Raw genomic sequence first — 24,764 nt, 5'->3', positions numbered from 1 at the left:
CGGCACTCACTCCCCGCGGAACTCCGGCCTCCGCTTCTCCTGGAACGCCGCGAAACCCTCGATGTAGTCGGCGGTGTCCCGCAGCGCGGCCTGCCCCTGGTTCTCCCGTCCGATCGCGGCCCAGAGCCCGAGCCTGCGGTCCCGGATCCCGGCGACGATCTCCTTGCTCACCGCGAAGGCTCGCGTAGGACCGGACGCCGCCCGCCGCGCCGCGGCCCGCGTCGCGCCCAGCACCTCATGGGCCGGGAAGCTGCGGGAGAACAGCCCCGCCCGTACGGCCTCCGCACCCGTCAGCAGATCACCCGTGTAGATCAGGTCCAGGGCCCGGTGCGCCCCCAGGCGCTCCACGAACAGCGAGTGGCCGCCCGAGTCGAGGACCGCTCCGAGCCGGCCGAAGGGCGACCCCACCTTCGCGTCGTCGGACAGGTAGACGACGTCGGTCGCGATGAGCAGACCGAGCCCGACTCCCAGGCAGGCCCCGTGTCCGACAGCGAAGGTCGGCGCCGGGAAGCCCGCGATCCGGCGCAGCACGGGCTCCACCCGCCCCTCGAGGAATCCGAGGACGTCGTCGGTCGCCGGGTCGACGCCCGCGATGTCCCGGCCCGCGCAGAACGCCTTGCCCTCACCCCGCAGCAGCAGTGCCCGCGCGCCCTCGGCCTCGGCCTCGGCGAGCGCGTCGGCGAGCTCGCCGAGTCCGGACGCGTCGAGCGCGTTGAGCCGGCCAGGAGCGTCGAGCACCACCTCGGCGACGCCGTCGTCCACGGACATTCGGATCATCTTCGACCTCCTCGGCGGGCGGACCTGCGCCGGCAACATTACCAACCGATCGTTCGGTCAATATAGTGACGGGCATGACAGACCAGCCCGTCACGGCCGCGCCGTCCCGCCGAGGCAGACCTGGCTACGACCGCCAGGGACTCCTCGACGTCGCCGTCGCGACCTTCATCGAGCGCGGGTACGACGCCACGTCCATCGCGACGCTCGCCGACCGTCTGGGCCTGTCCAAGTCGGCGATCTACCACCACTTCCCCTCCAAGGAGCGGATCCTCGGCGCGGCCCTCGACGAGGCGCTCGACGCGCTCGAAGCGGCGCTCCCCCCGGCGGCGCCCACCGAGGACGGACCTGCCGCGAACCACCCTGCCGCGCACCGCCCTGCCGCTCGCACGGACGACGACGGCGCCCTTCCCGGCCGCGGGAGCAGCCGCCGGCTCGAGCAGGTTCTTCGCGAGGCGGTTCACGTCCTCGTGGACCGCCTCCCCTACGTGACCCTCCTGCTGCGCGTGCGTGGCAACACCGACACCGAGCGCGCGGCCCTGGCCCGCCGCCGCGCCTTCGACAGGCAGGTCACGGCCCTCATCGAGTCCGCGCAGCACTCGGGCGAGCTCCGCACGGACCTCGACCCGCGTGTCGCGGAACGCCTGATCTTCGGGATGATCAACTCGATCGTCGAGTGGTACCGCCCCGGCGGCCGCGAATCGGCCCACAGCCTGGCCGACGACGTCGTCGCCCTGGCCCTCACCGGGCTCCGGGCACCCTGACTCCCGCATCCGGCACTACTCCCGCGGCCACTCCTTCGCCACGAGAGTCAGCACGTCGTACGTCGCCACGGTCTCGTCGTCCTGGTTGCGCAGCACCGCGTCCCAGTGGACCTCGCCGTAGTCGTCCGTCTCGCGCGGGATGATCTGCTTGGCCGTCAACGTCACGGTGATCCTGTCCCCCGGCGACACCGGCGTGAGGAACCGCAGGTTCTCCAGCCCGTAGTTCGCCAGCACCGGGCCTGGATCGGGGTCGACGAACAGCCCCGCCGCGAACGACACCAGCAGGTACCCGTGCGCCACGCGCCCCGGGAAGAACGGGTTCGCCGCCGCCGCAGCCTCGTCCATGTGCGCGTAGAACGTGTCACCGGTGAACTCGGCGAAGTGCTCGACGTCCGCCAGGGTCACCTCGTGCGGCCCCGCCACGACCTGGTCGCCGACCCGCAGCCGGTCGAGTGCCTTCCGGAACGGGTGCACGACGGCGGTCCCCCCTCCGTCGACGGCGTCGGCGCCGGCCACAGGCGCCCCGGATCCCCGTACCGGCGCGCCCGTGTGCCACACCCCCGTGAGCTCGGTGAGCATCCGCGGCGAGCCCTGGATCGCGGTGCGCTGCATGTAGTGGTGCACCGCCCGGACGCCACCGAGCTCCTCACCACCGCCGGCACGCCCGGGACCGCCGTGCACCAGGTGCGGCACCGGCGACCCGTGCCCCGTCGAGGTCCGCGCGTCATCCCGGTCGAGGAACAGGACGCGTCCGTTGGCCGCGCACAACCGCCCGAACAGCGCGCCCGCCACCACGGGATCGCTCGTGGCCACCGACGTCACCAGCGAGCCGCCGCCGCGCTCGACCAGTTCGGCGGCATGATCCACGTCCCGGTAGCCCACCACGCTGGCGACCGGCCCGAACGCCTCGACGTCGTGGAGCGCCGCCGCCTCGGCGTCGTCGAACCGGAGCAGCAGCGGCGCGGTGAACGCACCGTCCGGCGCCGGCCCCAGGCTTCCGTCCGCCCGCACCACCTCCACCGGGGTGGCGAGGTCGGTGGGCCCGGCGACGATCCGGCCGCCCGCCCCGGTCAGCTTCTCCACCTGCCGGTGCAGCTCCTCCCGCTGTTCCCGGGACGCGAGCGGACCCATCGTGACGCCCGCGGCCCGCGGGTCGCCGACGGTCACCTTCTCCTGGAGGCGCGCGCCGACGGCGGCGACGACGTCGTCCACGAGCGCCTCCGGCACGATCGCGCGACGGATCGCCGTGCACTTCTGCCCCGCCTTGGTCGTCATCTCGGTCACGAGCTGCCGGACGTAGGCGTCGAACTCCGCGGACCCCGGAACGCCGTCGGGCCCGAGCACACTCGCGTTGATCGAGTCGGCCTCCGCGGTGAACCGCACTCCCTCGGCGACCGAGCCGCGCAGGCGGCGCGCGGTGTCCGCGCTCCCCGTGAAGGCGACGGAGTCACCGAGCCGCAGGTGCCCCAGCAGGTCCCGCGCGCCCCCCGAGACGAGTTGCAGCGAACCGTCGGGCAGCAGGCCTGCGTCGACGAGGATCCGCACCCACACCTCGGTGAGGTAGGCCGTCGGCGTCGCGGGCTTGATCACCGTCGGCACGCCGGCCAGGAAGGCGGGAGCGAACTTCTCCAGCGGCCCCCACACGGGGAAGTTGAAGGCATTGACCTGCACCGCCACCCCCGCCAGCCGGGTGTACACGTGGCGCCCCAGGAACGAGCCGTCCTTCGACAGCACCTCGGGTGGGCCGTCCAGGACGACGTTGGCGTTCGGCAGCTCCCGCCGCCCCTTGGACGAGTAGGTGAAGAGCACACCGATCCCGCCGTCGACGTCGAACGCCGAGTCCCGCGCCGTCGCGCCCGTACGCGCGGAGACCTCGTAGAGCTCGTCCTTGTGCGCCGTGAGTTCCAGCGCCATCTGCTTGAGCAGCACGGCACGCTCGTGGATCGTGAGGTCGCCGAGCGACTTCTGGCCGACGTCGCGGGCGTGGTCGAGCACGGCGACCAGGTCGAGACCTTCCGCGGAGACGCGGGTGACGGGTTCTCCGGTCGACGCGTCGTGGACGACGACGCCCCGGGATGCGCCTGGCGCGTTGGCGGCGGTCCCGCCGGGTGCGCTCGCGTCGGCGGGAGTCCACCAGCCGTCCCGGACGTACGACGGCAGCACGGGCACGGTGTTCGTCATCGCTTCTCCTTCGTCACTGCGGGCAGGGGTGTTGCCGCTTGCCCGGGTTCCACCTCGGAGGCGGAGCCCGTCGGTGCCGGCGGCGCCGGGTCACGGCGCCTCCGCTCCAGGAACGCCGACATCCGCCGGCGTTTCTCCTCGCTCTCGAACAGCCCGGCCTGGAACTCCAGCTCGATCCGGGGATGCTGGTCGGGCCGGGCCCGCAGAGCGGTCTTCGTGTGCCGGACTGCCAAGGGAGCCAGTCGGGCGATCCTGTCGGCGAGGTCGTGGGCCGCCGTCAGGAGGTTCTCGGGGTCGTGCAGCGCCGTGACGACGCCCCAGGCCAGGGCCTCGTCGCCGGTCAGGACGCGCGCGGTGAGCAGCATCTCGGAGGCGCGTGTGGCGCCGACGATCGCGGGCAGCCGCCAGGTGGCGCCCGCGGCGGGCATGATGCCGAGCGTCGGCTCCAGGCTGCCGATCCGCAGGCGGGGTGTACCGATGCGCAGGTCGGCGGCATATGCGAGCTCGGCACCACCGCCGAGGGCGTAGCCGTCGATCGCGGCGATCACGGGCATCGGGAGCGCGGCGATCCGGTCGAAGCAGTGGGTGTTGATGCCCGCCCGGGCATCGTCGGCGTCCCGGTCGAGGAGTTCGGCGATGTCGGCGCCGGCGGCGAGGTCGCCGTTGGCTCCGGTGAGGATCAGCGTGCGCGGCTCGGCCTCGAGCTCCGCGCACAGCGCGTGCAGGGCATCGATCGTCGCGGTGTCGACGGCGTTCCGGGCGCCCGGCCGGTCCAGCGTGGCCACGACGCGGTCGGCCAGCCGCTCGACGTGCAGCGGGCCGGCCTCCTCACGCTGGGACATGTGCACTCCTCGACGACGCCGTCCAGGTCCCGACCGGAATTAGTGACCGATCGTTCAGGAACTCATCCTGCCACACGGCCCGGAGCTTTGAGAAGGAGCACGGCGTCCTGCGGGCATGACGGCGGCGCCACCCCTGCGAACCGCGGGCCGGCCCCGCGCGGCACCCGGTAACCGCAGCGGTGGCTCCCGCGGCCGCGCCGGTCCGGCCATGCTGTGGGAACCGCATCGGCCGTACCCACCGACGGCTACGGTGTGAGCCCATGTGGGACATCCGGGAGAACCAGAGCCACGCAGTCCGCCGTGCGTCCGCAAGCTTGCACCAGTTCAACGCTCGCCATCCGTGGAGCCACAACGACCACTTCCACGGATGGATCCTGCGGCGCCTGCCTCGCCGGGACGGTGGCGGGCCGATCCGGGTGCTGGACGTGGGGTGTGGACGCGGTGCGCTCGTCGGTCGGCTGCGTGAGCGCGGCGCCGCCGTCGTGGGGATCGACGTGGACGCCGGCATGGCCCGGGCGGCCGCCGCACGTCACGCCGGCGACACCGGCGTCCGTATCGCACACACCGCGTTCGAGGAGGTCTCCGGCACGTACGACACGATCACGATGGTCGCCTCGCTGCACCACATGCCGCTCGACGCCGCACTCACCCGCGCCTCGGACCTGCTCGCGCCGGGCGGTCGGCTGCTCGTCGTCGGGCTGGCCCGGGTCGGCAGCCTGCCCGAGGCCATGATCGACCTCGCCTCGTCGTTCGCGAACCCCGTGGTCGGGCTGGTCAGGCATCCACGCCCCGTATCACCGCACGACAGCCCCTCCGAGACGGCCTCCGTCACGACCGTCCTCACCACCGAAAGCACCGACAGCACCGACAGCACCGACAGCACCGACAGCACCGAGCCTGCCATGCCCGCGCGTGATCCCGACGAGACCTACTCCGAGGTCGCGGCCACGGCCGCCCGGGTGCTTCCACGAGCACGGTTCAGGCAGCGGCTCTTCTTCCGGTACACGCTCGAATGGGCCAGGCCCGGCGCCTGACCGGCGCATGCGTGGACGCGCCCGCCTCGGCGCGTGCCGCCGGGCGGAACCGCACGGACCACGGTCCACCCCGCGCGGGTGGCGGGCCGGGTCCCCGGGTGTCAGACACCCGCCGTAGTCTCGGCCCATGTCCAGCACGCACCGGCTCACCGTCGCCCAGGCACGGCGCATCGCGCTCCGCGCGCAACTGCTCGGCGCCCGCCGGCCGGTCGACCTCGTGCACACGGTGGAGGATCTGACGTTCCTCGCGGTGGACCCGACGTCGGCCATCGCACCGGCAACCGACCTGATCGCGTGGTCGCGGCTCGGGAGCAGCTACTGGCCCGGAGCCGTCGACGACGCCATCGCGGACGGCATGCTGTTCCAGATGCGCGGCACCGTGCGGTCCATGGGGGATCTGCCCCTCTACCTGGAGCAGATGGCGCGGTGGCCGCAGAACGAGACCCTGCGCGGATGGCTACGCGAGAACGAGAGCTTCGAGCGGGACATCCTGCGCCTGATCGAGGCGGAAGGGCCCGTGCTTGCCAAGGACGTCCCGGACACCGCGGTCACGCCGTACCGCTGGGGTGCCGAGGGCTGGAGCAGCCGTCGCAGCGTGGCCGAGATGCTGGAGGCCCTGAACATGCAGGGCAAGCTCGCCATGGTCGGCCGCAAGGGCCGCCAGCGGCTCTGGGACCTGGCCGAACGCGCCTACCCGCGGGTCGATCCCGTCCCGCTGGAGGAGGCACGGCGCGAACGCGTCGACCGGCGGCTCGCCGCCGAGGGCATCGCCCGGTCGCGCGTGCCGAGCAGGTCCGGCGACGGCGACGGGTGGTGGACCGACCTGCCGGGGGACCCCGTCGAGGTCGAGGGGGTCGACGGCGAGTGGCGGGTGGACCCCGAGCTGCTGGAGCGCGCCGACGACGACTTCGAGCCCCGCACGGCCCTCCTCTCCCCGTTCGACGCCCTCATCGCCGACCGCAAGCGGCTGCTGGACCTCTTCGACTACGAGTACGTCCTGGAGATGTACAAGCCGAAGGCGCAGCGCCGCTGGGGCTACTTCGCCCTGCCGATCCTGCACGAGGAGCGGTTCATCGGGAAGCTGGACGCCAGGGCGGACCGGCGGGCAGGCGTGCTGAACGTCTTCGACGTGCACCAGGACCTGCCGTTCGACGGCTTGCTCATGGACACGGTGCACGCCGAGGTGGAACGCCTGGCCGCATGGCTGAGCCTCGGCGAGGTGCGGTACGCCCGCAGCGACGAGTAGTCCGGGAGCCGTCGGCGGGCGGCGCGAGCGGCCGCCGGCGCCGGTCCCGTCCGCACGCCGCGAGCGCTCAGCGCTTCGCCTGTGCCGCCATCTCGTGCATGTACGGCGCCACGATCTCGGGCGACACCTTCGCGTCGACCACCAGGGTGCCGCGCGCGCCGTGCCGCACCCACTGGACCACCCAGTCCAGGTCGGCCGGGCGGGTCACGGTCACGGCCTGTGCGCCGAACCCGCGGGCGATCGCCGCGAAGTCCATCTCGCTGACGCGCATGACGTCCTGGTCCAGGCCCTGCGACCCGTACTGGTGCACCTCGGCGCCGTAGACGGCGTCGTTCACGACGACCACGAGCGTCGACCTGCCCAGCCGCACGACGGTCTCCAGATCGGCGATGCCCATGACGCCGCCCCCGTCGCCGGTGACGATGACCGTGAGCACGTCGGGCCGCGCGACGAGCGCACCCGGCGCCGAGGCGAACCCGAGCCCGATCGACTGGAACGCGGTTCCGACCAGGACCGTCGCGTCGGGGCGGGGCACCGACAGATAGCTGGGTGCCCAGCCGATGAAGTGGCCGCCGTCCGAGACGACCTGCCGTTCCTTGGGCAGCATCCGGTCCAGATAGGTGAACAGGGAGCGCGGGTCCATCCGTCCGTCCCGCGCGACGCCCTCGCCGGTCTCGCGGACGGCGTGCAGGTCGCGCTCCCCCGCCTCGTGCGCCACGCCGCACCACGGCTCGGCCGGGGTCTCCCCGGCCTCGAGCGCGCCGAGCAGGGCGACGACGGTGCGGCCGACGTCGGCCCGCAGGTGCAGGCCGACGCTCGCGTGCGTCGGCTTGGCCGCGACGTCGACCTGCACGACCTTCGCTCCGGGTGCGAACGCCGTCCCGAACGCGGTCTGGAAGCTGTTGAGGCCGGCGCCGAGCACGAGCACGACGTCCGCCTGCCGGATCAGGTCGGCTGCCGGCACGGAGGCGAACCCTCCGCACACGCCGACGTCGTACCGGCGCCCGGCGAACAGCCCGCGCGCAGGGGCGGACGTCGCGGTGAGCGCACCGATCCGGTCGGCGAGCAGGCGGACCTCGGCACCGGCGTCCACCGCGCCCCGACCGGCCAGGACCAGCGGACGCTTGGCATCGGCCACCAGTGCGGCGACCGCCTCGATCTGCTCGGCCCGCGGCTCGGGCGGGTCCGGCTGCTGCTCCAGCCCGGGCACGACGTCGTCCCGCGCGCCCACCGTGGCCAGGTCGTACGGGACGCCGAGGACGACCGGGCGGCGCCGGACCAGGGCCTCCTGGACGGCCGCGACGGTCTGCTTCCCGGGCGCGGCCGGGTTCACGTGCCGGACGAGGGCACCGGTGGCCCGGGCGATCGACACCTGGTCGACGTCGTGGTGGCGGGCCCCGGAAGCCGGGACGTCACCCGTGACCACCAGCATCGGGGTCCGGGCGAGCGCTGCCTCGGCCAGCGGGGTCACCGCGTTGGTGAACCCGGGTCCGTAGGTGGTGGTCGCGACCGCGAGGCGCCCGGTGACGCGGTGGTAGGCGTCCGCCGACGCGACGGTGGCCGCTTCGTGGCGCACCGCCGTGACCCGTGCTTCCGTACGGCTCAAGGCGTCCAGGAGATGGGCGTTCCCGTTGCCCATCAAGGCGAAGACGTCGTCGGCGCAGGCCGCGACGGCGTGGGCGACAGCTTCGGAGACTGTGGTCATGAACGTCGTCGTTCCTCTCGCTCCGCGGGCCGGACGGGATCGCCGCCGGCGCCGAGATTTCGCGTGAACGGGCTCCGGACGTCCGGAGTCCGCGGGGATCACGTCACCCCGGGTAGGGCTCCGCCATCCGTCGGGCCTCGAGGCCCGGGCGACCACGACACCGGCCCGGTCGGCGGGTTGGACGGGCCGGCATCCTGGTCTGTGTTGTCGTGCCGTCCTGCTCACTCCCGGACGGTTCGCCCCCGGGTGGTGAGGTACTCGTTCATCGTGCGCAGCTTGTGGTTCCGGACGGCCCGTTCGACGTCGTCCAGCGGAGCGCCCGCGGTGACGAGCGCGAGGATCCGGTCGTGCTCCTCGACCGAGACGGCGGGCCGGCCGGGCATCGCGGCGAAGCTGGAGCGTCGCACCAGCGACATGTGCAGCCACTCGCGTCGCAGCAGTCCGAGCAGGTGCTCGTTGGGGCAGGCTCCGCACAGCACACGGTGGAACTGCTCGTTCAGCGCGGTGAACCGGACCGGGTCGAAGCCGTCGCCCAGCAAGCCCCGCATGTCCTCGTTGAGCGACCGCGCACGCTCCAGCCGCTCGCCGTCCAGGTGGGGAGCGGCCAGGCCCGTGGCTGCGCCCTCGAGCCAGGCCAGGGTCTGCATGGCGTCCGTGTACTGCCCGACATCGACCCCGCGCACCTCCGCGCCCACGTTCCGGGTGAAGGTGACCAGCCCCTCCGCCTCGAGGCGGCGCACCGCCTCGCGGACCGGCACCGGGCTGACGTCGAGCTCGCGCGCGATCTGGTCGAGCACCAGTCGGTACCCGGCGGTGTACTGACCCTCCAGGATGTGCTCGCGCAACGTGCGGTAGACGCGCTCGGACTTGGAGACGCTCGCGGGAGCCTCTGTCACGATCGGTTCCTCCTTCGCAACCATCGTGTTTGATCTCATATATGATCCTACGCTCGAGGATCGCGTCCCTCAGGCGCATTGTCAAGGGGCGGCGAGCGCGCACGGACCACCGCCGCGCGGCCGCCCGCACACGGAGATCCGCCTGGCGGCACCCACCCCGAGGGAGGTCGCCGGACGAGACCCCGCCCCCGGCAGAAGGCCGCCCGGCGGGGAGATCCGACACCCGTGAGCTGGGCGGCAAGGCATTTTCATCCCTTCCTGCCTGTTGGCGAGAAAATTCAGCGATGGCATGCCACACGTCCCGCTTGCACCCACTCCCCTAATGGTGTGTTATAGGCCACACAGCACTACCAAAGGGGGCGGTGGGGCTTACGCATCGCAAGTCCGCATCCAGGGCACGTCGCCCATGGCACGGCGGAGCATCGTGCGCATCACCCACCCCTGTTGGCGAGAGCGACATCCGGCTTGAGGAACCTCCCAGATGTCGTGCTCGTGGGGGACGAGAACTCGCCACCGCGCTGGTCGGGCCCGTCGCAGGGCCGGGATCGCGAACCGCTTCGCGACGTGCCCGACCATCCGGCCGAATCGATACGGATCGGCAGTGAGACAGCGCTGAAGCCGGACACCGGTTCCGTCACCCGCCGCCGCTCGGCGCCCGGATCCGACCGCTCGCGGCCGCTCGGCTCCCGAATGCGAAGCACACCTCACACCGGACGCCCGGTACGTGATACCTATCACCTTGTGGGACTAGACTCCTGTCAGGAGTCTGAACAAATTCGCCCCTCATGACTCGAGCACGCCCGCGACGACGCGCACCGGAGGTCCCGACCGTGACAGACACTCAGCCCGCAAGCCCGGCGCCACAGTCAGGAGGCGGCTCCAGCCCGAGCCTTGAGAACCTGCTCCGCGAGAAGCGCGCCTTCCCGCCGAGCGCGGAGTTCGCAGCGCAGGCGAACGCCACCTCCGACCTCTACGAGGCGGCGAAGGCGGACCGCCTGGCCTTCTGGGCGGATCAGGCGAACACCCTGCTCACCTGGAAGGTCCCGTTCACCGAGACGCTCGACTGGTCTGGCGCACCGGTTGCCCGCTGGTTCGCCGACGGCACCCTGAACGCCGCCTACAACGCCGTCGACCGGCACGTCGAGGCCGGACACGGGGACCGCGTCGCCTTCCACTTCGAGGGCGAGCCGGGTGACACACGCACCGTCACCTACGCCGACCTGCAGCGTGAGGTCAGCAAGGCGGCCAACGCCCTGACGGAACTGGGCGTGCGCACCGGTGACCGTGTCGTGGTGTACATGCCGATGCTCATCGAGTCCGTCGTCGCCATGCTCGCGTGCGCCCGTATCGGGGCACCGCACTCGGTCGTCTTCGGCGGCTTCTCCGCGGACGCCCTGCGCAGCCGCATCAGCGACGCCGAGGCCAAGGTGGTCATCACCGCCGACGGCGGCTACCGCAAGGGCGCCCCGTCGGCGCTGAAGCCGGCCGTCGACGAGGCCCTGACCCCGAGGGACGGCCAGGCGAGCACGGTCGAGAAGGTCCTCGTCGTGCGGCGCACCGAGCAGGAGGTCGACTGGACCGAGGGCCGCGACGTGTGGTGGCACGACGCCGTCGACGGCGCCTCCGACCAGCACGAGCCCGTCTGGGTCGAGGCGGAGCACCCGCTGTTCATCCTGTACACGTCCGGCACCACGGGGAAGCCCAAGGGCATCCTCCACACCACCGGCGGCTACCTCACGCAGACCGCCTACACGCACCGCAACGTCTTCGACCTCAAGCCCGAGACCGACGTCTTCTGGTGCACCGCGGACATCGGCTGGGTCACCGGCCACTCCTACATCGTCTACGGCCCTCTCGTGAACGGTGCCACCCAGGTGCTGTACGAGGGCACGCCGGACACCCCCCACCGCGGCCGCTGGTGGGAGCTCGTCCAGAAGTACGACGTGTCGATCTTCTACACGGCCCCGACCGCGATCCGCGCCTGCATGAAGTGGGGCGACGACATCCCCGCCGGGTTCGACCTGTCCTCGCTCCGCCTGCTCGGATCGGTGGGCGAGCCCATCAACCCCCAGGCGTGGATGTGGTACCGCGAGCACATCGGCGGCGGCGGCGCGCCGATCGTCGACACGTGGTGGCAGACCGAGACCGGAGCCATCATGATCAGCCCGCTGCCGGGCGTCACCGCGACCAAGCCCGGCTCGGCGCAGGTACCGCTGCCCGGCATCGCGGCCGACGTCGTCGACGACGAGGCCAACGTCGTGCCCGACGGTTCCGGTGGCTACCTCGTCCTGTCCGAGCCGTGGCCGTCGATGCTCCGCGGCATCTGGGGAGACCTGGAGCGGTACAAGGAGACGTACTGGTCCCGGTACGAGGGCCTGTACTTCGCCGGCGACGGTGCGAAGAAGGACGAGGACGGCGACATCTGGCTGCTCGGCCGCGTGGACGACGTCATGAACGTGTCCGGCCACCGCCTGTCCACCACGGAGATCGAGTCCGCCCTGGTGTCGAACGACATCGTGGCGGAGGCCGCCGTGGTCGGTGCCGCGGACGAGACCACGGGCCAGGCCGTCGTCGCCTTCGTCATCCTGCGCGGCGAGCACGCCGATCGGGCGGCGACCGACGAGGGTGCCGCGGCGGTGCAGACCGAACTGCGCAACCACGTGGCCAAGGAGATCGGGCCGATCGCGAAGCCGAAGCGCATCCTCGTGGTGCCGGAGCTCCCGAAGACCCGCTCGGGCAAGATCATGCGCCGCCTGCTGCGCGACATCGCCGAGGACCGCGCCGTGGGCGACGCCACGACGCTGGCCGACTCCTCCGTCATGGACAAGATCGCGGCGGGCCTCAAGGCCCCGTCCGCCCAGGAGGACTGACCCGCAGGCATCGTCCGTCAGGAGGCGGGCGGGACACCCGTACGGCTGGTGCCGGGTGTCCCGCCCGCCTCCTTCCGTTCGATCGCCACGGTACCGAAACCCACGAGAACGAATCGTTTAGCGCTCCCTCCTCCCGGAGAGGCGGCACAGCCCGCCGAGGTGGCCGGCCCGCGACCACCTCGGCGGACTTGTTGATGGACATCAGGGATGATGGGGGCGTGTCTCTCTCTATCGAGATCGGTCCGCTCGGGTCCGCGACCCGGCATGCCGTCAGGAACGTCGCCGCAGCGGCGGCCGGACCGGACGGCGTCGTACCGCTGTCAGAGCAGCCGCTGCTGAACCTCGCGCGTGACGAGCCGTGGCTCACCCATATCGTCGCCCGCGAGGACGACACCTCCGATGATTCCGGGCCTGGCCGGGTCACGGGGTATCTCCAGCTCGACCGGTCCGGTCCGGTCGCGTCGGCCGAGCTCGTCGTCCACCCGCACCACCGTCGCCGCGGGATCGCGCGGCGGCTGCTCCATGCCGCGGAGCTGGACGTCACCTTCCCGATGCGTTCGGGCGAGCCCGGTGGCCAGCAGCTGCGCGTGTGGGCGCACGGTGATCTGCCGCCCGCCAGGGACTTCGCCGCGTCCCTGGGCTACAGCCCCGTCCGTGAGCTGCGGTTCCTCGCCCGCCCGCTCGACCAGCCCCCATCGGTACCCGGAATGGCCGACATCGTCGTTCCGGACGGTTACGTGCTGCGCACGTTCCGCCCCGGAGCGGACGACGACGCCTGGCTCCGCCTCAACGCCCGCGCCTTCGCCGCCCACCCCGAGCAGGGCCGCCTCACGTCCGAGGACCTCCACGCACGCCAGGCCGAGCCGTGGTTCGACCCCGAAGGCTTCTTCCTGCTGTTCCCCGCCGGCGACGCCGGGTCACCCGGCCCGGGCGCGTCGTCGGAGTCTGGCACGTCGTCCAGGTCGGGCGCGTCGTCCGAGGCCGGCCCGGGCATCGACCCCGTCGCCTTCATCTGGACCAAGATCGAGACCAACCAGCCCCCCGGGTCACAGGACGGCGAGATCTACGCGGTCGGTGTCGCGCCCGAGGCGCAGGGCGCGGGCCTCGGCCAGCTGATGACCGACGTCGGCCTGGCACACCTGGCCCGGGCGGGTGCCGGTCGCGCCGTGCTGTACGTCGAGGGTGACAACGCCCCGGCGCTCGCCACCTACGAACGCGCAGGGTTCCGGCAAGACGCGCTTCATGTTCAGTACTTCCGGCCGTGACACCATGACGTCATGAGTTCCACGCGTTCCCGCGACGAGCGGGGGAGGTTCGTCAAGCGGCCCGGGACGTCCACCGTCCCGGCCACGACGGCGCAGACCGGGGTGACGGCGCATGCCTCGCATCCGAACGAGAGCATCCACGAGGACCCGGCCCCCGCCCTCGAGGTGCCGAGCGAGGCCACGCCCGCCTCCACCTCGTCCCGGCCGCTCACTCCGGAACTCGCCGCGCACATCGCCGAGCACATCGCGGAGGAGCCCGACGACGTCGCCGCCGTCGCCCTGGCAGAGGCCGCGAACGACAGCGCCGCGCTCCCCGACGACCGATTCCTCGAACGTGAGACCTCCTGGCTCGCCTTCAACGAGCGTGTGCTCGAACTCGCGGAGGACGTGCGCCTCCCCCTTCTGGAACGGGTCCGCTTCCTGGCGATCTTCGCGTCGAACCTGGACGAGTTCTTCATGGTCCGGGTGGCCGGCCTGAAGCGCCGCATCGCCGCGGGACTGGCGGTGACCAGCGCGTCCGGCCTGAGCCCCCGGGAGGTGCTCACCGCGATCTCGGAGCGCGCCCACGAGCTCACGGCACGACATGCGCGAGTGTTCTCCGAGAAGGTCCAGCCGGCCCTCGCGAACGAGGGCATCACGCTGTCCCACTGGGAGGACCTGGACACGAAGGAGCAGGAACGCCTGCACAAGTTCTTCCGCAAGCAGATCTTCCCGGTCCTGACGCCACTCGCCGTCGACCCGGCACACCCCTTCCCGTACATCAGCGGCCTGTCGCTGAACCTTGCCGTCGTCGTCGCCAACCCGTCCACGGGCAAGGAGCACTTCGCACGCGTCAAGGTCCCGCCGCTGCTGCCCCGCTTCGTCACGGTCGACAAGCAGGGCAAGCCTCGCCGGCCGGGCACCAAGAAGGCCGACCCGCACCGCGGCCCGATCTCGTTCGTGCCGCTGGAGGAGATCATCGCCCAGCACCTCGACCAGCTCTTCCCGGGTATGGAGGTCCGGGAGAGCCACACGTTCCGCGTCACCCGGAACGAGGACGTGGACGTCGAGGAGGACGACGCCGAGAACCTCCTGCAGGCGATGGAGAAGGAACTGCTGCGCCGGAGGTTCGGCCCGCCGGTACGCCTGGAGATCGCGGAGGGCATCAGTGCCCGGATCCGGGACCTCATCGTGCGCGAGCTGGGCGTGCGGGAGTCCGAGGTCTACGAGCTTCCCGCACCTCTCGACCTGACCGGGCTCACGCTGCTGGCGGACCTCGACCTGCCCCCGCTGCACTACCCACCCTTCGTGGGCGGCACCCACCGGCACCTGGCCGAGGTGGAGAGCGCCAAGCCCACGGATGTCTTCGCGGCGATCCGGCGGCGTGACATCCTGCTGCACCACCCGTACGACTCGTTCTCCACATCGGTGCAGACCTTCCTGGAGCAGGCCGCGGCCGACCCGAACGTGCTGGCGATCAAGCAGACGCTGTACCGCACGTCGGGCGACTCGCCGATCGTGGACGCGCTGATCGACGCGGCGGAGGCCGGCAAGCAGGTGCTCGCGCTCGTGGAGATCAAGGCGCGTTTCGACGAGGAGGCCAACATCTCCTGGGCGCGCAAGCTCGAGGAGTCCGGCGTCCATGTGGTGTACGGGATCGTGGGCCTCAAGACGCACTGCAAGCTGTCCCTCGTGGTGCGGCAGGAACCCGACGGGTCGCTGCTGCGCTACTGCCATGTCGGCACCGGCAACTACCACCCCAAGACGGCCCGCCTCTACACGGACCACGGGCTGCTCACCTGCTCCCAGGATGTGGCGCAGGACCTGACGCGCCTGTTCAACCAGCTCTCCGGGTACGCTCCGCTGTCGAAGTTCCACCGGCTGCTCGTCGCGCCGCGCGCGGTACGCGCCGGCCTGGTGGAGCGGATCGAGCGGGAGACCGCCGCCGCCCGCGACGGGTACGAGGCCTGGGTGAAGCTCAAGGTCAACTCGTGCGTGGACGAGACGGTCATCGACGCCCTGTACCGGGCGTCGCAGGCCGGGGTGAAGATCGACCTGCTCGTCCGTGGGATCTGCGCGCTGCGGCCCGGGGTCCCGGGCCTGAGCGAGAACATCCGGGTCCGCTCCATCCTCGGACGCTTCCTGGAGCACTCGCGCATCTTCGCGTTCGCCAATTCCACGGGCCCCCAGATCGGGGAGGGGCCCGACGCCGGTCCGGAGGTCTTCATCGGGTCGGCCGACCTCATGCACCGCAACCTCGACCGGCGCGTGGAGACCCTGGTCCGGGTGACCGACCCGCTGCACGTCATCGAGCTGACCGAACTCATGGACACCTCGATGTCGGACTCGACGTCGTCCTGGCACCTGCATTCCGACGCCACGTGGGAACGCCACTCGACCGGGCCCGACGGTCAGCCGCTGCGCGACATGCAGGCGGTCCTGATCCAGCGCCAGCGACGCCGCCTCGAGCCTGTCCGGTGACGGCGGCACTCGGCCCGGGCGCCACGCACGCGCCGGTGATCAACTCCGCCGGGGCACTGGTGTGGCGGATGCGCGGCGGGTCGCTCCAGGTGCAGCTCGTGCACCGGCCCAAGTACGACGACTGGTCCTGGCCCAAGGGCCGGCTGGACAACGGCGAGACGTCCCAGGCCGGCGCGATCCGCGAGGTGGCCGAGGAGACGGGGAAGCCCATCGTGCTCGGCCGTCCGCTGCCGGGGCTGCAGTACCTCACGCCCGAGGGGCGCGTGAAGCACGTGCGCTACTGGGCCGCGCGCCGAGCACGCAAGGGGCATGACTCGTTCGCGCTGGCCGCGCGCTCGCCCGTGGCCCCGGTGAACCGCCGCGAGATCGACCGTGCCGAATGGCTCGGGGTGGACGACGCCGCAGACCGGCTGACACGGGAGGCCGACCGCCGCCCGCTGGAGGCCCTGGCCGAGGCGTACGAGGCAGGGCTGCTCGGCACCCGCACCGTGGTCATCGCCCGGCACGGGCGGGCCTACCCCCGATCGGAGTGGCACGGTTCGGAACGCGACCGGCCGCTGACCCCCGTCGGTCATGCCCACGCCGCGGCGCTCGTCCCGGTGCTCGCCGCCTACGGGGTCGAGCAGGCGGTCAGCTCCCGCTGGGAACGGTGCGCGACGACGATCGACCCGTACGTGCGGGCGGCGGGCCTGCGCCCGTCGTTCAGCGAGTACCTCACCGAGGCGCAGCACGAACGGTCGCCCTCACGTGTGGCGGCGACGATGCGCGACCTGCTCGCGGAGACCAACGAGTCCTCCGTGCTGTGCACGCACCGCCCGGTCATGCCGACCGTGCTGGACGCGCTGGCCCAGCACGCACCGCACGACGTGGCGGACGTGCTGCCCAGCCGCGACCCGTTCCTCGACCCGGGCGAGCTGCTGGTCGCGCACGTGGCCCCGACCGGCACGCAGAACGGCGGGGAGCCCCAGGTGGTTGCCGTGGAGCACGTCGCGCCGCCGCTGCACTGATGCCGCGGCGCCGCCGACGCGGCCGCCCACCGCGCACGGTCACGACGACGGTGTGTGCATCTGCTCGGACATGTCCTCCAGCTGCATCCCCTTCGTCTCCCGAACGCGGGTCAGCACGAACAGGAACGAGAGCGCCGCGAAGGCCGCGTACACGAGGTAGGGGATCGAGGCACCGAACGTCGAGAGCAACGGTGGGAAGGTCAGGGTGATGGTGAAGTTCGCCAACCACTGTGCCGCCGCCGCAACGCCCAGCGCCGCCCCGCGGATACGGTTCGGGAACATCTCACCGAGCAGCACCCAGACCACGGGTCCCCAGGTCGCGCCGAAGAACACGACGTAGAGGTTCGCCGCGACCAGAGCGATCCCGTTCCACGGGCTTCCCAGATGGATGTCCTGTCCCGCCCCGGTCGCCTGCGTGAACGCGAGGGCCATCAGGGCCAGCATCACTGTCATCCCGGCCGAGCCCGTCAGCAGCAGCACCTTGCGGCCCACGCGGTCCACCAGCGCGATCGCGATGAACGTGACGGCCACGTTGGTCACCGAGGTGATCGTGGAGACCAGGAAGGCCTGGGACTCGGCGAAACCAACTGCCTGCCACAACGTCGTCGAGTAGTAGAAGATCACGTTGATCCCCACGAACTGCTGGAACACCGACAGCAGGATGCCCACCCAGACGATCGGCTTCAGGCCGAGCACAGGGCCGCTCAGGGTTCCGTGCCGGGCGTTGGCCTGATCCGACTCGATCGAGATCCGGATCCGGTCCAGGCGGTCGTCGACGTTCTCGTCCGGGCCCAGCACGCTCGCCAGAACCGTTCGTGCGTCGTCGAGCCGGCCCAGGGAGACCAGGTAGCGCGGCGACTCGGGGATACGCAGCGCCAGCGCGCTGTACACGCCTGCCGGTACCACCGCGACCAGGAACATCCAGCGCCACGCCTCCCAGCCCCACCACAGGTCCTGGGCCGCGCCGCCCGCCCGGGTGGCCAGGAGCTGGTCCGAGAGCAGGGCCGCGAAGATGCCCACGGTGATCGCGAGCTGCTGCAGGGACCCCAGCCGGCCGCGCATCGCCGCGGGCGCGATCTCGGCGATGTACGCCGGCGCGATGACCGAGGCGATCCCGATCCCGACGCCCGCCATGAACCGCCACACGGCCAGATCCACCGCGGACCACGCGATCGCGGACAGGATCGAGGAGGCGAAGAACAGGATGCCGCCCAGGAGCATCACGCGGGTGCGGCCCCAGCGGTCCGCGAGCCGCCCGCCTGCCCACGCGCCGAACGCGCAGCCCAGCAGCGCGATCGCGACAACGAGCCCGGTGACCGTGGAGTCCAGCGCGAACTGCCCCTCGATCGCGTCCACCGCGCCGTTGATCACGGACGAGTCGAAGCCGAAGAGAAACCCGCCGACCGCTGCCGCGATGGCGAGGACGAGTGCCCGGCGGTGGGCGGAACGTCGGACGACTGCAGCTGCCCCCGGAGCGGTGGACATGGCGCCTCCCTTGCCTCGGGCGGCGGGTATCTGGCGTCGCCCCCTGTGTTGTGATGCTAGATCCGCGCTCGCAGTTCGGCCCGGTGGACGCCGGCAGGGCGAGATTCCTCACGTCGGAAGCTCTTGGAATTCGGCGACAGGCCGTTAGGATGGTCTGCGGCGACGCCGGGCTGCGGTAGCCCCGGGCTCCATCTTCAGCCGCTACGAGCGGCCCCGCGCCGAGAGGCGCTCCCGGTCCGGCGTCGCCGATCTCTCTCCCGCCGCACGCTTCTGCCCAGCTCAGCGTGCCGTGTGTCACGAAGCCGTCAAGAAGAGCTATCTGGTTGGCGATCGCGCTCCAAGCCGCTCTACGCTGAGGCAGTTCCACTCGTCTCTTGTCGGGAGCCACCTGTGCGTCTGCGCCTCACTCCGCGGGACACCACGTTTTTCGATCTTCTGGGTGCACTGGCCAAGCACCTCGTCACCGGAGCATCGCTCCTGGCGGAGTTGTTGGGAGCGGATCTCGACGGTCGGGAGAAGCTCGCGGGCCGGCTGCGCGACGAGGAACACCTCGCCGACGAGATCGCGCACCAGATCATGCGCCGCCTCAACCAGACGTTCGTGACACCCTTCGACCGGGACGACATCTACGCCCTGACCTCGGCCCTCGACGACTGCATGGACTCCATGGAGGAGGCGGCGGACCTCATCGTCCTCTACAAGGTGAACGAGCTTCCCCGCCGTGTCTCCGACCAGGTCCAGGTGCTGCACCGGTCGGCCGAGCTCACGGCGGACGCGATGCCGCGCCTGCGCACCATGAGCAAGCTCCAGGACTACTGGGTCGAGGTGAACCGCCTGGAGAACGAGGCGGACAAGCTCCACCGCAAGCTCATCGCCTTTCTCTTCGACGACGTCACGGACCCCATCCTGCTCATGAAGCTCAAGGAGATCGTGGACGTCCTCGAGGACGCCGCGGATCACTTCGAGAAGGTGGCGAACCTGGTCGAGACGATCGCGCTCAAGGAGTCCTGAGTGGAGGCCTCCCTCGTCGTCGTCGTGGTGGCGCTCGCCCTGGCATTCGACTACACCAACGGTTTCCACGACGCGGCCAACGCGATCGCGACGTCGGTCTCGACGCGCGCGCTGACACCGGGCATCGCGCTGCTTCTGGCGGCCGGGATGAACTTCGCGGGGGCGCTGCTGGGCACGGAGGTCGCGGAGACGATCGCCAGGTCGATCGTGAATCTCGAGGGCGCCTCCACCCAGGAGGAGCTGACCGTGGTGCTGGCCGCCCTCGTGGGAGCCATCATCTGGAACCTCGTCACGTGGCGGCTCGGGCTGCCGTCGTCGTCCACGCACGCCCTGATCGGCGGGCTGGTGGGCGCCGGACTCGCGGGCGGCATGGCGGTGTACTGGTCGGCGATCCTCGACAAGGTGGTGCTGCCCATGGTCGTCTCGCCGGTGGTGGGCTTCGCCGGCGCGTTCGCCGTGATGGTCGGCGTGCTGTGGATCTTCCGGAACGCCTCGCCGGGGCGGACCGCACGCAGGTTCCGGCTGGCGCAGACGGTGTCGGCCGCCGCGATGGCACTGGGGCACGGCCTGCAGGACGCGCAGAAGACCATGGGCGTGATCTTCCTGGCGCTGCTCGCGGCAGGCTGGGCCGACCCGGAGACGGGCATCCCGCTCTGGGTGAAGCTGGCGGCCGCGGGAGCGATCTCCGCGGGCACCTACGCGGGCGGCTGGCGCATCATGCGCACGCTCGGCCGCAAGATCATCGAGCTCGATCCCGCCCGCGGCTTCGTCGCCGAGTCGGTCTCGGCGGTGGTGCTGTACGCGAACGCCTTCATCCTGCACGCTCCCGTGTCCACGACCCACACCATCACCAGCGCGATCATGGGTGTGGGAGCCACGCACCGGCTCTCGGCCGTGCGCTGGGGCATCGCGGGGAACATCGCGGTGGCGTGGGTGCTGACCATCCCGGCCGCGGCCGCCGTGGCGGCACTCGCCACCTGGCTCCTGTGGCCGCTCCTCGGCTGACCCGGGCCCCTCTCTACTCCAGCAGGCCCTGACGCCAGAGGCCTGCCGCGTGCTCGAGCTCCTCGGCGGTACGCAGCAGGGAGCTCGCGCCGTGCGTCATGGAGGCCGCGGCTCGCGGGTCGGCGTGCTCGCGCGCGTCGGCGTCGAACGCCGCACCGGTGGACAGGATGCGGCAGAACGCCCCCGCCCGCTCCAGTGCGACGGCGAGGTCGCCCGTGAAGACACCGGACAGCACGGCATCTGCGAGGCGTCGCAGGTCGGCGGGCTCGGGAGGACTCGGCACACCGGCCACCGCCTCGCTCACCGGAGCCGCGTCGACCCCGAGGCGGTAGCGCAGGGCGATGGTCTGCAGGTCTCGGCGCACCCACTCGCGCAGCACGTAGATGCGCCAGAGCGCACCCGGGAGCGACGACGCCGCGGCATCGGCCCAGAGCTCCGCGACCGTGTCGAGCCCCTCGTGCTCCACGAGGCGCACGAGCCGGTCCACCACCCCCGGATCCTCGGTGGTGCGCGCCCGATCGACCAGGATGCGAGCGGTGACGTGGGCGACCTCGTCGCGCATTGCAGGGTCCAGCTCTCCCGTGATGGCCTCGGCATCGCGCGGGTCGAGCATGGCGGGTCGGCGTGGAACACGATGGTCGTCCATGCCCTCAAGTGTCTCTTTTGGCCAGGCCGACAGCGAGACCCCAGCTGTTCGCGTGGAGCGCAAAGAACGAGGGTCACACGACCGGCGCGGCGTCCGGCCTGCACCGGCGCGGCACCCGCACGGCCCGCCGCCCAGGGTGTCCGCTACCTCACACCCATGAAGGTTGCCTGATGCAACAATCCGGAGATACTGTTGCTTGCAGCAACCAAGGAGTCCTGATGAAGCACACCGAGCCCGCCGAGTGCGCCGCGACCACCGTCGGCACCGATGAGCTGATCGACGCGCTCACACAGCTCGGCCGGCGACAACGCGTCGCGGCCGAGCGGATGGCGCGCGAACTCGGCTGGCCGCGGGCCGGCCTGAGCGTCCTGCGGATGCTCGGCTGCTCGGGCCCGGCCTCGCTGTCGGACATCGCCGCCGCACTCGAGGTCGACGTGTCCGTCGCGAGCCGCCAGGTGGGCGCTCTCGTCGATGCCGGGTACGTCGTCCGCACCATCGATCCGGAGGACCGCCGGATCCGCACCATCGCCATCACGGACTCCGGCCGTGCGCTCGTCGTCCGCTCGCGGGAGCAGTTCGGGCAGATCGCCGCCCGCGCCTTCGCGACCTGGTCCGACGACGACATCGCCGCTGCCGTCACGCAGCTCCGCCGCCTCTCCGAGGCCATCGGCGCCCCGGAAGACCTCAGTCCGCACCAGAACGTCTCGAGGAACTGAACCCCATGAGTAGCAGCACCGACACGCGCACGGCGGAGGCACCGCCGTCGAACACTCCCACCGATCGCGCCTCGATGTCCCGTCGGCAGGTCCTGGAGTCGCTCTCCGGGATCCTGCTCGGCATGTTCGTCTCGGTCATCGCCATGTCGGTGGTGTCGAGCTCACTGCCCAGGATCGTCACGGACCTCGCGGGCACCCAGTCGTCCTACACCTGGGTGGTGGTCGCGACCCTGCTGACCTCGACGATCACCGTGCCCATCTGGGGCAAGCTCGCCGACCTGTACAACCGCAAGACCTTGGTCCAGATCGCGCTGGCGATCTCGGTCCTCTCGGCGGCGTTCGCAGGGTTCTCCCAGGACGTCGGCCAGCTCATCACGGCGCGTGCGTTCCAGGGCATCGGCGCCGGCGGCCTGCAGGCCCTGTCCGTGGTCCTGATCGCCGACATCGTCAGCCCGCGGGAACGCGGCAAGTACATGGGGCTCGTCGGAGCCTTCATGGGTGTCGGCATGGTCGGCGGGCCGATCCTCGGCGGCTGGCTCACCGACACGTTCAGCTGGCGCTGGAACTTCTTCGTGGGGCTGCCCTTCGCGGTCGCCTCCATCATCACGCTGCAGGCCACGCTCAAGCTGCCGAAGCGCCCACGCCGCAAGGCGAAGATCGACGTCGTGGGGGCCCTGCTGATCTCCACCGGAATCGCATCGCTGCTGCTGTGGGTCACGTTCGCCGGCGACAAGTTCGACTGGGCCTCCTGGCAGACCGCCGCGATGGTCGGCGGCGCGCTCGTGGCCCTCGCGGCGGCCGTCGCGGTCGAACTGCGGGTGGACGAGCCGCTGATCCCGATGCACCTGTTCCGCAACCGCACGCTCGTCCTGGCCGTGATCGGTTCGGTGGCCGTGGGCGTGGCGATGTTCGGGACCTCGGTGTTCCTCAGCCAGTACATGCAGCTCGCGCGCGGCAAGACACCCACCGAGTCCGGCCTGCTGACCATCCCCATGGTGGCGGGGATGTTCCTGACCTCGACGGTCGTGGGACAGATCATCACGCGCACCGGGCGCTACAAGCCGTTCATGGTGACCGGTGGCGTGCTGCTCACGGGCGGCCTCGCGCTGCTGTCCACCATCGACTACCGCACCAGCCTGGTGCTGGTGAGCATCTACCTGTTCCTGCTCGGCGCAGGGGTCGGCATGCTGATGCAGAACATGGTTCTGGCGACGCAGAACACCCTGCACATCAAGGACTCCGGCTCGGGAACGTCCACCGTGGCGTTCTTCCGGTCGCTCGGTGGCGCGATGGGCGTCTCGGCGCTCGGGGCCGCGTTCGCCTCGCGGGTCAGGGACGAGATCGCCGACGGGCTGCGAGCCATCGCGGGCAAGCTCGCCGAGGCCGGCGTCGACGTCACCCAGCTCGGCGGATCCGAGGGCAGCCTGCCCGACCTCTCGACCATGCCGCCCGCGGTCCGGGACGTCATCGAGCGCGCGTACGGCGACGGCATCGCGGAGATCTTCCTGTTCGCCACGCCGCTGGCCGCGGTCGCGCTGATCGCCGTGCTCCTGATGAAGGAGGTCCCGCTCGGGCACAAGTCCGGCCTGGAGCAGCTGGAGGAACTCGACAGCGTCGGGTGAGTCCGTCCCGCCGATATCCGGTCGCTCCTGTGCCCCGAGAGCCGGAGGGGGAATGATAGGTGTATGTCCGAGACACCTACCCCCTCCGGCAATGGCGCCGCACCGGACGACCTCGCGCCGTTCAGCGCGCTCGAGCACGAACTCCGGCTGATCATCCGCCGCGCGAGTTCCGCCGGCGCGACCATCGCCCGCCGGGTCCATCCGGAGCTGGAGTCCAGCGCCTACCCTCTGCTCGCACGCATCGCGCAGCACCCGGGGACACGCGGCTCGGACCTGGCCGCTCATTTCGGCGTCGGGCGGGCAACGATGTCCCGCCAGCTCAGCCGGCTCGCCGACCTCGGCCTGGTGGAGCGCGACACCGACCCCGAGGACAGCCGCGGGCAGCGCATCACGCTCACCGCCGACGGCGCGTCACGCTTCGAGAAGGCGCGGGCCAACCGCATCGAGATGTTCGCCGGCGCGCTGGCGCACTGGGACCGCGAGGATGTCCAACACCTGGCGGACCTGCTGCACCGCTACTCGGAGGACCTGGTCACCTGGCAGTCGCGACACCGGTGAGAGGCCCTTTCCGGGCCGCCGGCCGCGGCCCGGGCACCGGCCTCAGCCGTTCTCGCCCTCTTCGAACGTCAGACTGATCGAGTTCATGCAGAAGCGGTCACCCGTCGGGGTCTGCGGAGCGTCGTCGAACACGTGGCCCAGATGCGAGCCGCAGCGTGCACACCGCACCTCGGTGCGGACCATCCCCAGCGACCGGTCCTCCAGCAGCTCGACCCGGTCCCCGGCAAGCGGGGAGTAGAACGACGGCCACCCGCAGTGCGAGTCGAACTTGGTCTCGGACCGGAACAGTTCGTTCCCGCACGCCCGGCATCGGTACACGCCCACGCGCTTCTCGTCGAGCAGCTCACCGGTCCAGGCCCGTTCCGTCCCGGCCCGCCGGAGCACGGCGTACTCCTCCGGGGACAGCTCCTCGCGCCATCGGTCCTCGGACTTGGAAACCTCGTACGTCATCGCTTGCCTCCACTCGGTTCCACGGGTGGCCCACCGACCTGCCCCTCAGGCAAACCTATTCGGCGGCCTGCGTGTTCCGCCCGCGCCCACCGCGACCGCCCCGCCGGCGACGCCGCCCGCTGCCCGGCGCTCCCTGCGAGCCGTGGTCCTGCGCACCGCCTCGCGGACCTCCGTTCCGCACGGCGCCGTTCGCGGCCCCGCCCTGGACCTGTCTCTTATACACATCT

The 24,764-nt window shown here is 71.3% G+C and carries 21 protein-coding genes; 13 read left to right on the top strand and 8 right to left on the bottom strand.

Annotation, left to right across the window (positions count from 1 at the left end; translation table 11 throughout):
- Window positions 1–6: 6 nt before the first annotated feature.
- Entirely contained in the window at window positions 7–777 is a 771-nt protein-coding gene (locus HGK34_RS16830) for an enoyl-CoA hydratase/isomerase family protein (protein ID WP_201849499.1), read from the bottom strand.
- Between the two features lie 74 nt (window positions 778–851).
- On the opposite strand from HGK34_RS16830, the gene HGK34_RS16825 reads away from it, so the two are divergent.
- On the top strand, window positions 852–1,538 hold the full coding sequence (locus HGK34_RS16825) for a TetR/AcrR family transcriptional regulator (RefSeq protein WP_201849497.1): 687 nt from the start codon (window positions 852–854) through the stop codon (window positions 1,536–1,538).
- 15 nt (window positions 1,539–1,553) lie between these two features.
- Here HGK34_RS16825 and paaZ read toward each other — a convergent pair whose 3' ends face one another.
- Window positions 1,554–3,719, bottom strand: a complete 2,166-nt coding sequence (paaZ, locus tag HGK34_RS16820) for a phenylacetic acid degradation bifunctional protein PaaZ (RefSeq protein ID WP_201849495.1) — start codon at window positions 3,717–3,719, stop codon at window positions 1,554–1,556.
- Window positions 3,716–4,561, bottom strand: coding sequence for an enoyl-CoA hydratase/isomerase family protein (locus tag HGK34_RS16815; RefSeq protein WP_201849493.1), 846 nt, complete (start codon window positions 4,559–4,561; stop codon window positions 3,716–3,718). Before HGK34_RS16815 ends, paaZ begins: the two co-directional genes overlap by 4 nt.
- 260 nt (window positions 4,562–4,821) lie before the next feature.
- Here HGK34_RS16815 and HGK34_RS16810 point away from each other — a divergent pair, with 260 nt between their 5' ends.
- Window positions 4,822–5,595 carry a class I SAM-dependent methyltransferase gene (locus HGK34_RS16810; protein WP_201849490.1) on the top strand — a complete coding sequence of 258 codons (774 nt, stop codon included), beginning with the start codon at window positions 4,822–4,824 and terminating at the stop codon, window positions 5,593–5,595.
- 127 nt (window positions 5,596–5,722) lie between these two features.
- Window positions 5,723–6,841 carry a DNA glycosylase AlkZ-like family protein gene (locus HGK34_RS16805; protein ID WP_201849488.1) on the top strand — a complete coding sequence of 373 codons (1,119 nt, stop codon included), beginning with the start codon at window positions 5,723–5,725 and terminating at the stop codon, window positions 6,839–6,841.
- Between the two features lie 67 nt (window positions 6,842–6,908).
- On the opposite strand, the gene HGK34_RS16800 is transcribed toward HGK34_RS16805, so the two are convergent.
- The gene (locus HGK34_RS16800; protein ID WP_201849486.1) at window positions 6,909–8,546 is read right to left on the bottom strand and encodes a thiamine pyrophosphate-binding protein; all 1,638 of its coding nucleotides are present in this window, start codon (window positions 8,544–8,546) and stop codon (window positions 6,909–6,911) included.
- A 221-nt stretch (window positions 8,547–8,767) separates the two neighbouring features.
- Entirely contained in the window at window positions 8,768–9,442 is a 675-nt protein-coding gene (locus tag HGK34_RS16795) for a GntR family transcriptional regulator (RefSeq protein ID WP_307816032.1), read from the bottom strand.
- Window positions 9,443–10,227: 785 nt separating this feature from the next.
- Here HGK34_RS16795 and acs point away from each other — a divergent pair.
- The 4 genes from acs to HGK34_RS16775 all read left to right on the top strand — a co-directional run bounded on the left by acs (window position 10,228) and on the right by HGK34_RS16775 (window position 17,044).
- Window positions 10,228–12,312: an acetate--CoA ligase gene (gene acs / locus HGK34_RS16790; RefSeq protein WP_201849485.1), complete on the top strand. Its 2,085-nt coding sequence runs from the start codon at window positions 10,228–10,230 to the stop codon at window positions 12,310–12,312.
- A gap of 218 nt (window positions 12,313–12,530) precedes the next feature.
- Entirely contained in the window at window positions 12,531–13,577 is a 1,047-nt protein-coding gene (gene mshD, locus HGK34_RS16785) for a mycothiol synthase (protein WP_307816031.1), read from the top strand.
- 12 nt (window positions 13,578–13,589) lie between these two features.
- Entirely contained in the window at window positions 13,590–16,037 is a 2,448-nt protein-coding gene (locus HGK34_RS16780) for an RNA degradosome polyphosphate kinase (RefSeq protein ID WP_207193526.1), read from the top strand.
- Window positions 16,034–17,044, top strand: coding sequence for an NUDIX domain-containing protein (locus HGK34_RS16775; RefSeq protein ID WP_307816030.1), 1,011 nt, complete (start codon window positions 16,034–16,036; stop codon window positions 17,042–17,044). The genes HGK34_RS16780 and HGK34_RS16775 overlap by 4 nt, the downstream gene beginning before the upstream one ends.
- 39 nt (window positions 17,045–17,083) lie before the next feature.
- Here HGK34_RS16775 and HGK34_RS16770 read toward each other — a convergent pair whose 3' ends face one another.
- Window positions 17,084–18,529, bottom strand: a complete 1,446-nt coding sequence (locus tag HGK34_RS16770) for a sugar porter family MFS transporter (protein WP_201849483.1) — start codon at window positions 18,527–18,529, stop codon at window positions 17,084–17,086.
- Window positions 18,530–18,919: 390 nt separating this feature from the next.
- Here HGK34_RS16770 and HGK34_RS16765 point away from each other — a divergent pair, with 390 nt between their 5' ends.
- Window positions 18,920–19,540 carry a DUF47 domain-containing protein gene (locus HGK34_RS16765; protein ID WP_201849482.1) on the top strand — a complete coding sequence of 207 codons (621 nt, stop codon included), beginning with the start codon at window positions 18,920–18,922 and terminating at the stop codon, window positions 19,538–19,540.
- Entirely contained in the window at window positions 19,541–20,545 is a 1,005-nt protein-coding gene (locus HGK34_RS16760; RefSeq protein ID WP_201849481.1) for an inorganic phosphate transporter, read from the top strand.
- A 13-nt stretch (window positions 20,546–20,558) separates the two neighbouring features.
- On the opposite strand, the gene HGK34_RS16755 is transcribed toward HGK34_RS16760, so the two are convergent.
- Window positions 20,559–21,191 carry a hypothetical protein gene (locus HGK34_RS16755; RefSeq protein ID WP_244666872.1) on the bottom strand — a complete coding sequence of 211 codons (633 nt, stop codon included), beginning with the start codon at window positions 21,189–21,191 and terminating at the stop codon, window positions 20,559–20,561.
- A 218-nt stretch (window positions 21,192–21,409) separates the two neighbouring features.
- On the opposite strand from HGK34_RS16755, the gene HGK34_RS16750 reads away from it, so the two are divergent.
- The 3 genes from HGK34_RS16750 to HGK34_RS16740 all read left to right on the top strand — a co-directional run bounded on the left by HGK34_RS16750 (window position 21,410) and on the right by HGK34_RS16740 (window position 24,087).
- Entirely contained in the window at window positions 21,410–21,907 is a 498-nt protein-coding gene (locus tag HGK34_RS16750; RefSeq protein WP_201849480.1) for a MarR family winged helix-turn-helix transcriptional regulator, read from the top strand.
- Between the two features lie 5 nt (window positions 21,908–21,912).
- Window positions 21,913–23,529, top strand: coding sequence for an MDR family MFS transporter (locus tag HGK34_RS16745; protein WP_201849479.1), 1,617 nt, complete (start codon window positions 21,913–21,915; stop codon window positions 23,527–23,529).
- Window positions 23,530–23,592: 63 nt separating this feature from the next.
- On the top strand, window positions 23,593–24,087 hold the full coding sequence (locus tag HGK34_RS16740; RefSeq protein WP_201849478.1) for a MarR family winged helix-turn-helix transcriptional regulator: 495 nt from the start codon (window positions 23,593–23,595) through the stop codon (window positions 24,085–24,087).
- Between the two features lie 42 nt (window positions 24,088–24,129).
- Here HGK34_RS16740 and msrB read toward each other — a convergent pair whose 3' ends face one another.
- Entirely contained in the window at window positions 24,130–24,537 is a 408-nt protein-coding gene (msrB, locus tag HGK34_RS16735) for a peptide-methionine (R)-S-oxide reductase MsrB (protein WP_201849476.1), read from the bottom strand.
- A 25-nt stretch (window positions 24,538–24,562) separates the two neighbouring features.
- On the opposite strand from msrB, the gene HGK34_RS22350 reads away from it, so the two are divergent.
- Window positions 24,563–24,764, top strand: a 202-nt coding sequence (locus HGK34_RS22350; protein ID WP_207193525.1) for a hypothetical protein, incomplete at its 3' end; no start/stop codon positions are given.

Origin of the sequence: Myceligenerans indicum (assembly GCF_016742955.1) — a bacterium.
Lineage (GTDB): Bacteria > Actinomycetota > Actinomycetes > Actinomycetales > Cellulomonadaceae > Myceligenerans > Myceligenerans indicum.
The sequence above is the reverse complement of the archived record's forward strand: the minus strand, read 5'-3'. Positions and strand labels throughout refer to the sequence as shown.

Coding starts and splice junctions, on each gene's coding strand:
- HGK34_RS16830 (WP_201849499.1), bottom strand. CDS start 777: ATGATCCGAATGTCCGTGGACGACGGCGTCGCCGAGGTGGTGCTCGAC.
- HGK34_RS16825 (WP_201849497.1), top strand. CDS start 852: ATGACAGACCAGCCCGTCACGGCCGCGCCGTCCCGCCGAGGCAGACCT.
- paaZ (WP_201849495.1), bottom strand. CDS start 3,719: ATGACGAACACCGTGCCCGTGCTGCCGTCGTACGTCCGGGACGGCTGG.
- HGK34_RS16815 (WP_201849493.1), bottom strand. CDS start 4,561: ATGTCCCAGCGTGAGGAGGCCGGCCCGCTGCACGTCGAGCGGCTGGCC.
- HGK34_RS16810 (WP_201849490.1), top strand. CDS start 4,822: ATGTGGGACATCCGGGAGAACCAGAGCCACGCAGTCCGCCGTGCGTCC.
- HGK34_RS16805 (WP_201849488.1), top strand. CDS start 5,723: ATGTCCAGCACGCACCGGCTCACCGTCGCCCAGGCACGGCGCATCGCG.
- HGK34_RS16800 (WP_201849486.1), bottom strand. CDS start 8,546: ATGACCACAGTCTCCGAAGCTGTCGCCCACGCCGTCGCGGCCTGCGCC.
- acs (WP_201849485.1), top strand. CDS start 10,228: ATGACTCGAGCACGCCCGCGACGACGCGCACCGGAGGTCCCGACCGTG.
- HGK34_RS16780 (WP_207193526.1), top strand. CDS start 13,590: ATGAGTTCCACGCGTTCCCGCGACGAGCGGGGGAGGTTCGTCAAGCGG.
- HGK34_RS16770 (WP_201849483.1), bottom strand. CDS start 18,529: ATGTCCACCGCTCCGGGGGCAGCTGCAGTCGTCCGACGTTCCGCCCAC.
- HGK34_RS16755 (WP_244666872.1), bottom strand. CDS start 21,191: ATGGACGACCATCGTGTTCCACGCCGACCCGCCATGCTCGACCCGCGC.
- HGK34_RS16750 (WP_201849480.1), top strand. CDS start 21,410: ATGAAGCACACCGAGCCCGCCGAGTGCGCCGCGACCACCGTCGGCACC.
- HGK34_RS16745 (WP_201849479.1), top strand. CDS start 21,913: ATGAGTAGCAGCACCGACACGCGCACGGCGGAGGCACCGCCGTCGAAC.
- HGK34_RS16740 (WP_201849478.1), top strand. CDS start 23,593: ATGTCCGAGACACCTACCCCCTCCGGCAATGGCGCCGCACCGGACGAC.
- msrB (WP_201849476.1), bottom strand. CDS start 24,537: ATGACGTACGAGGTTTCCAAGTCCGAGGACCGATGGCGCGAGGAGCTG.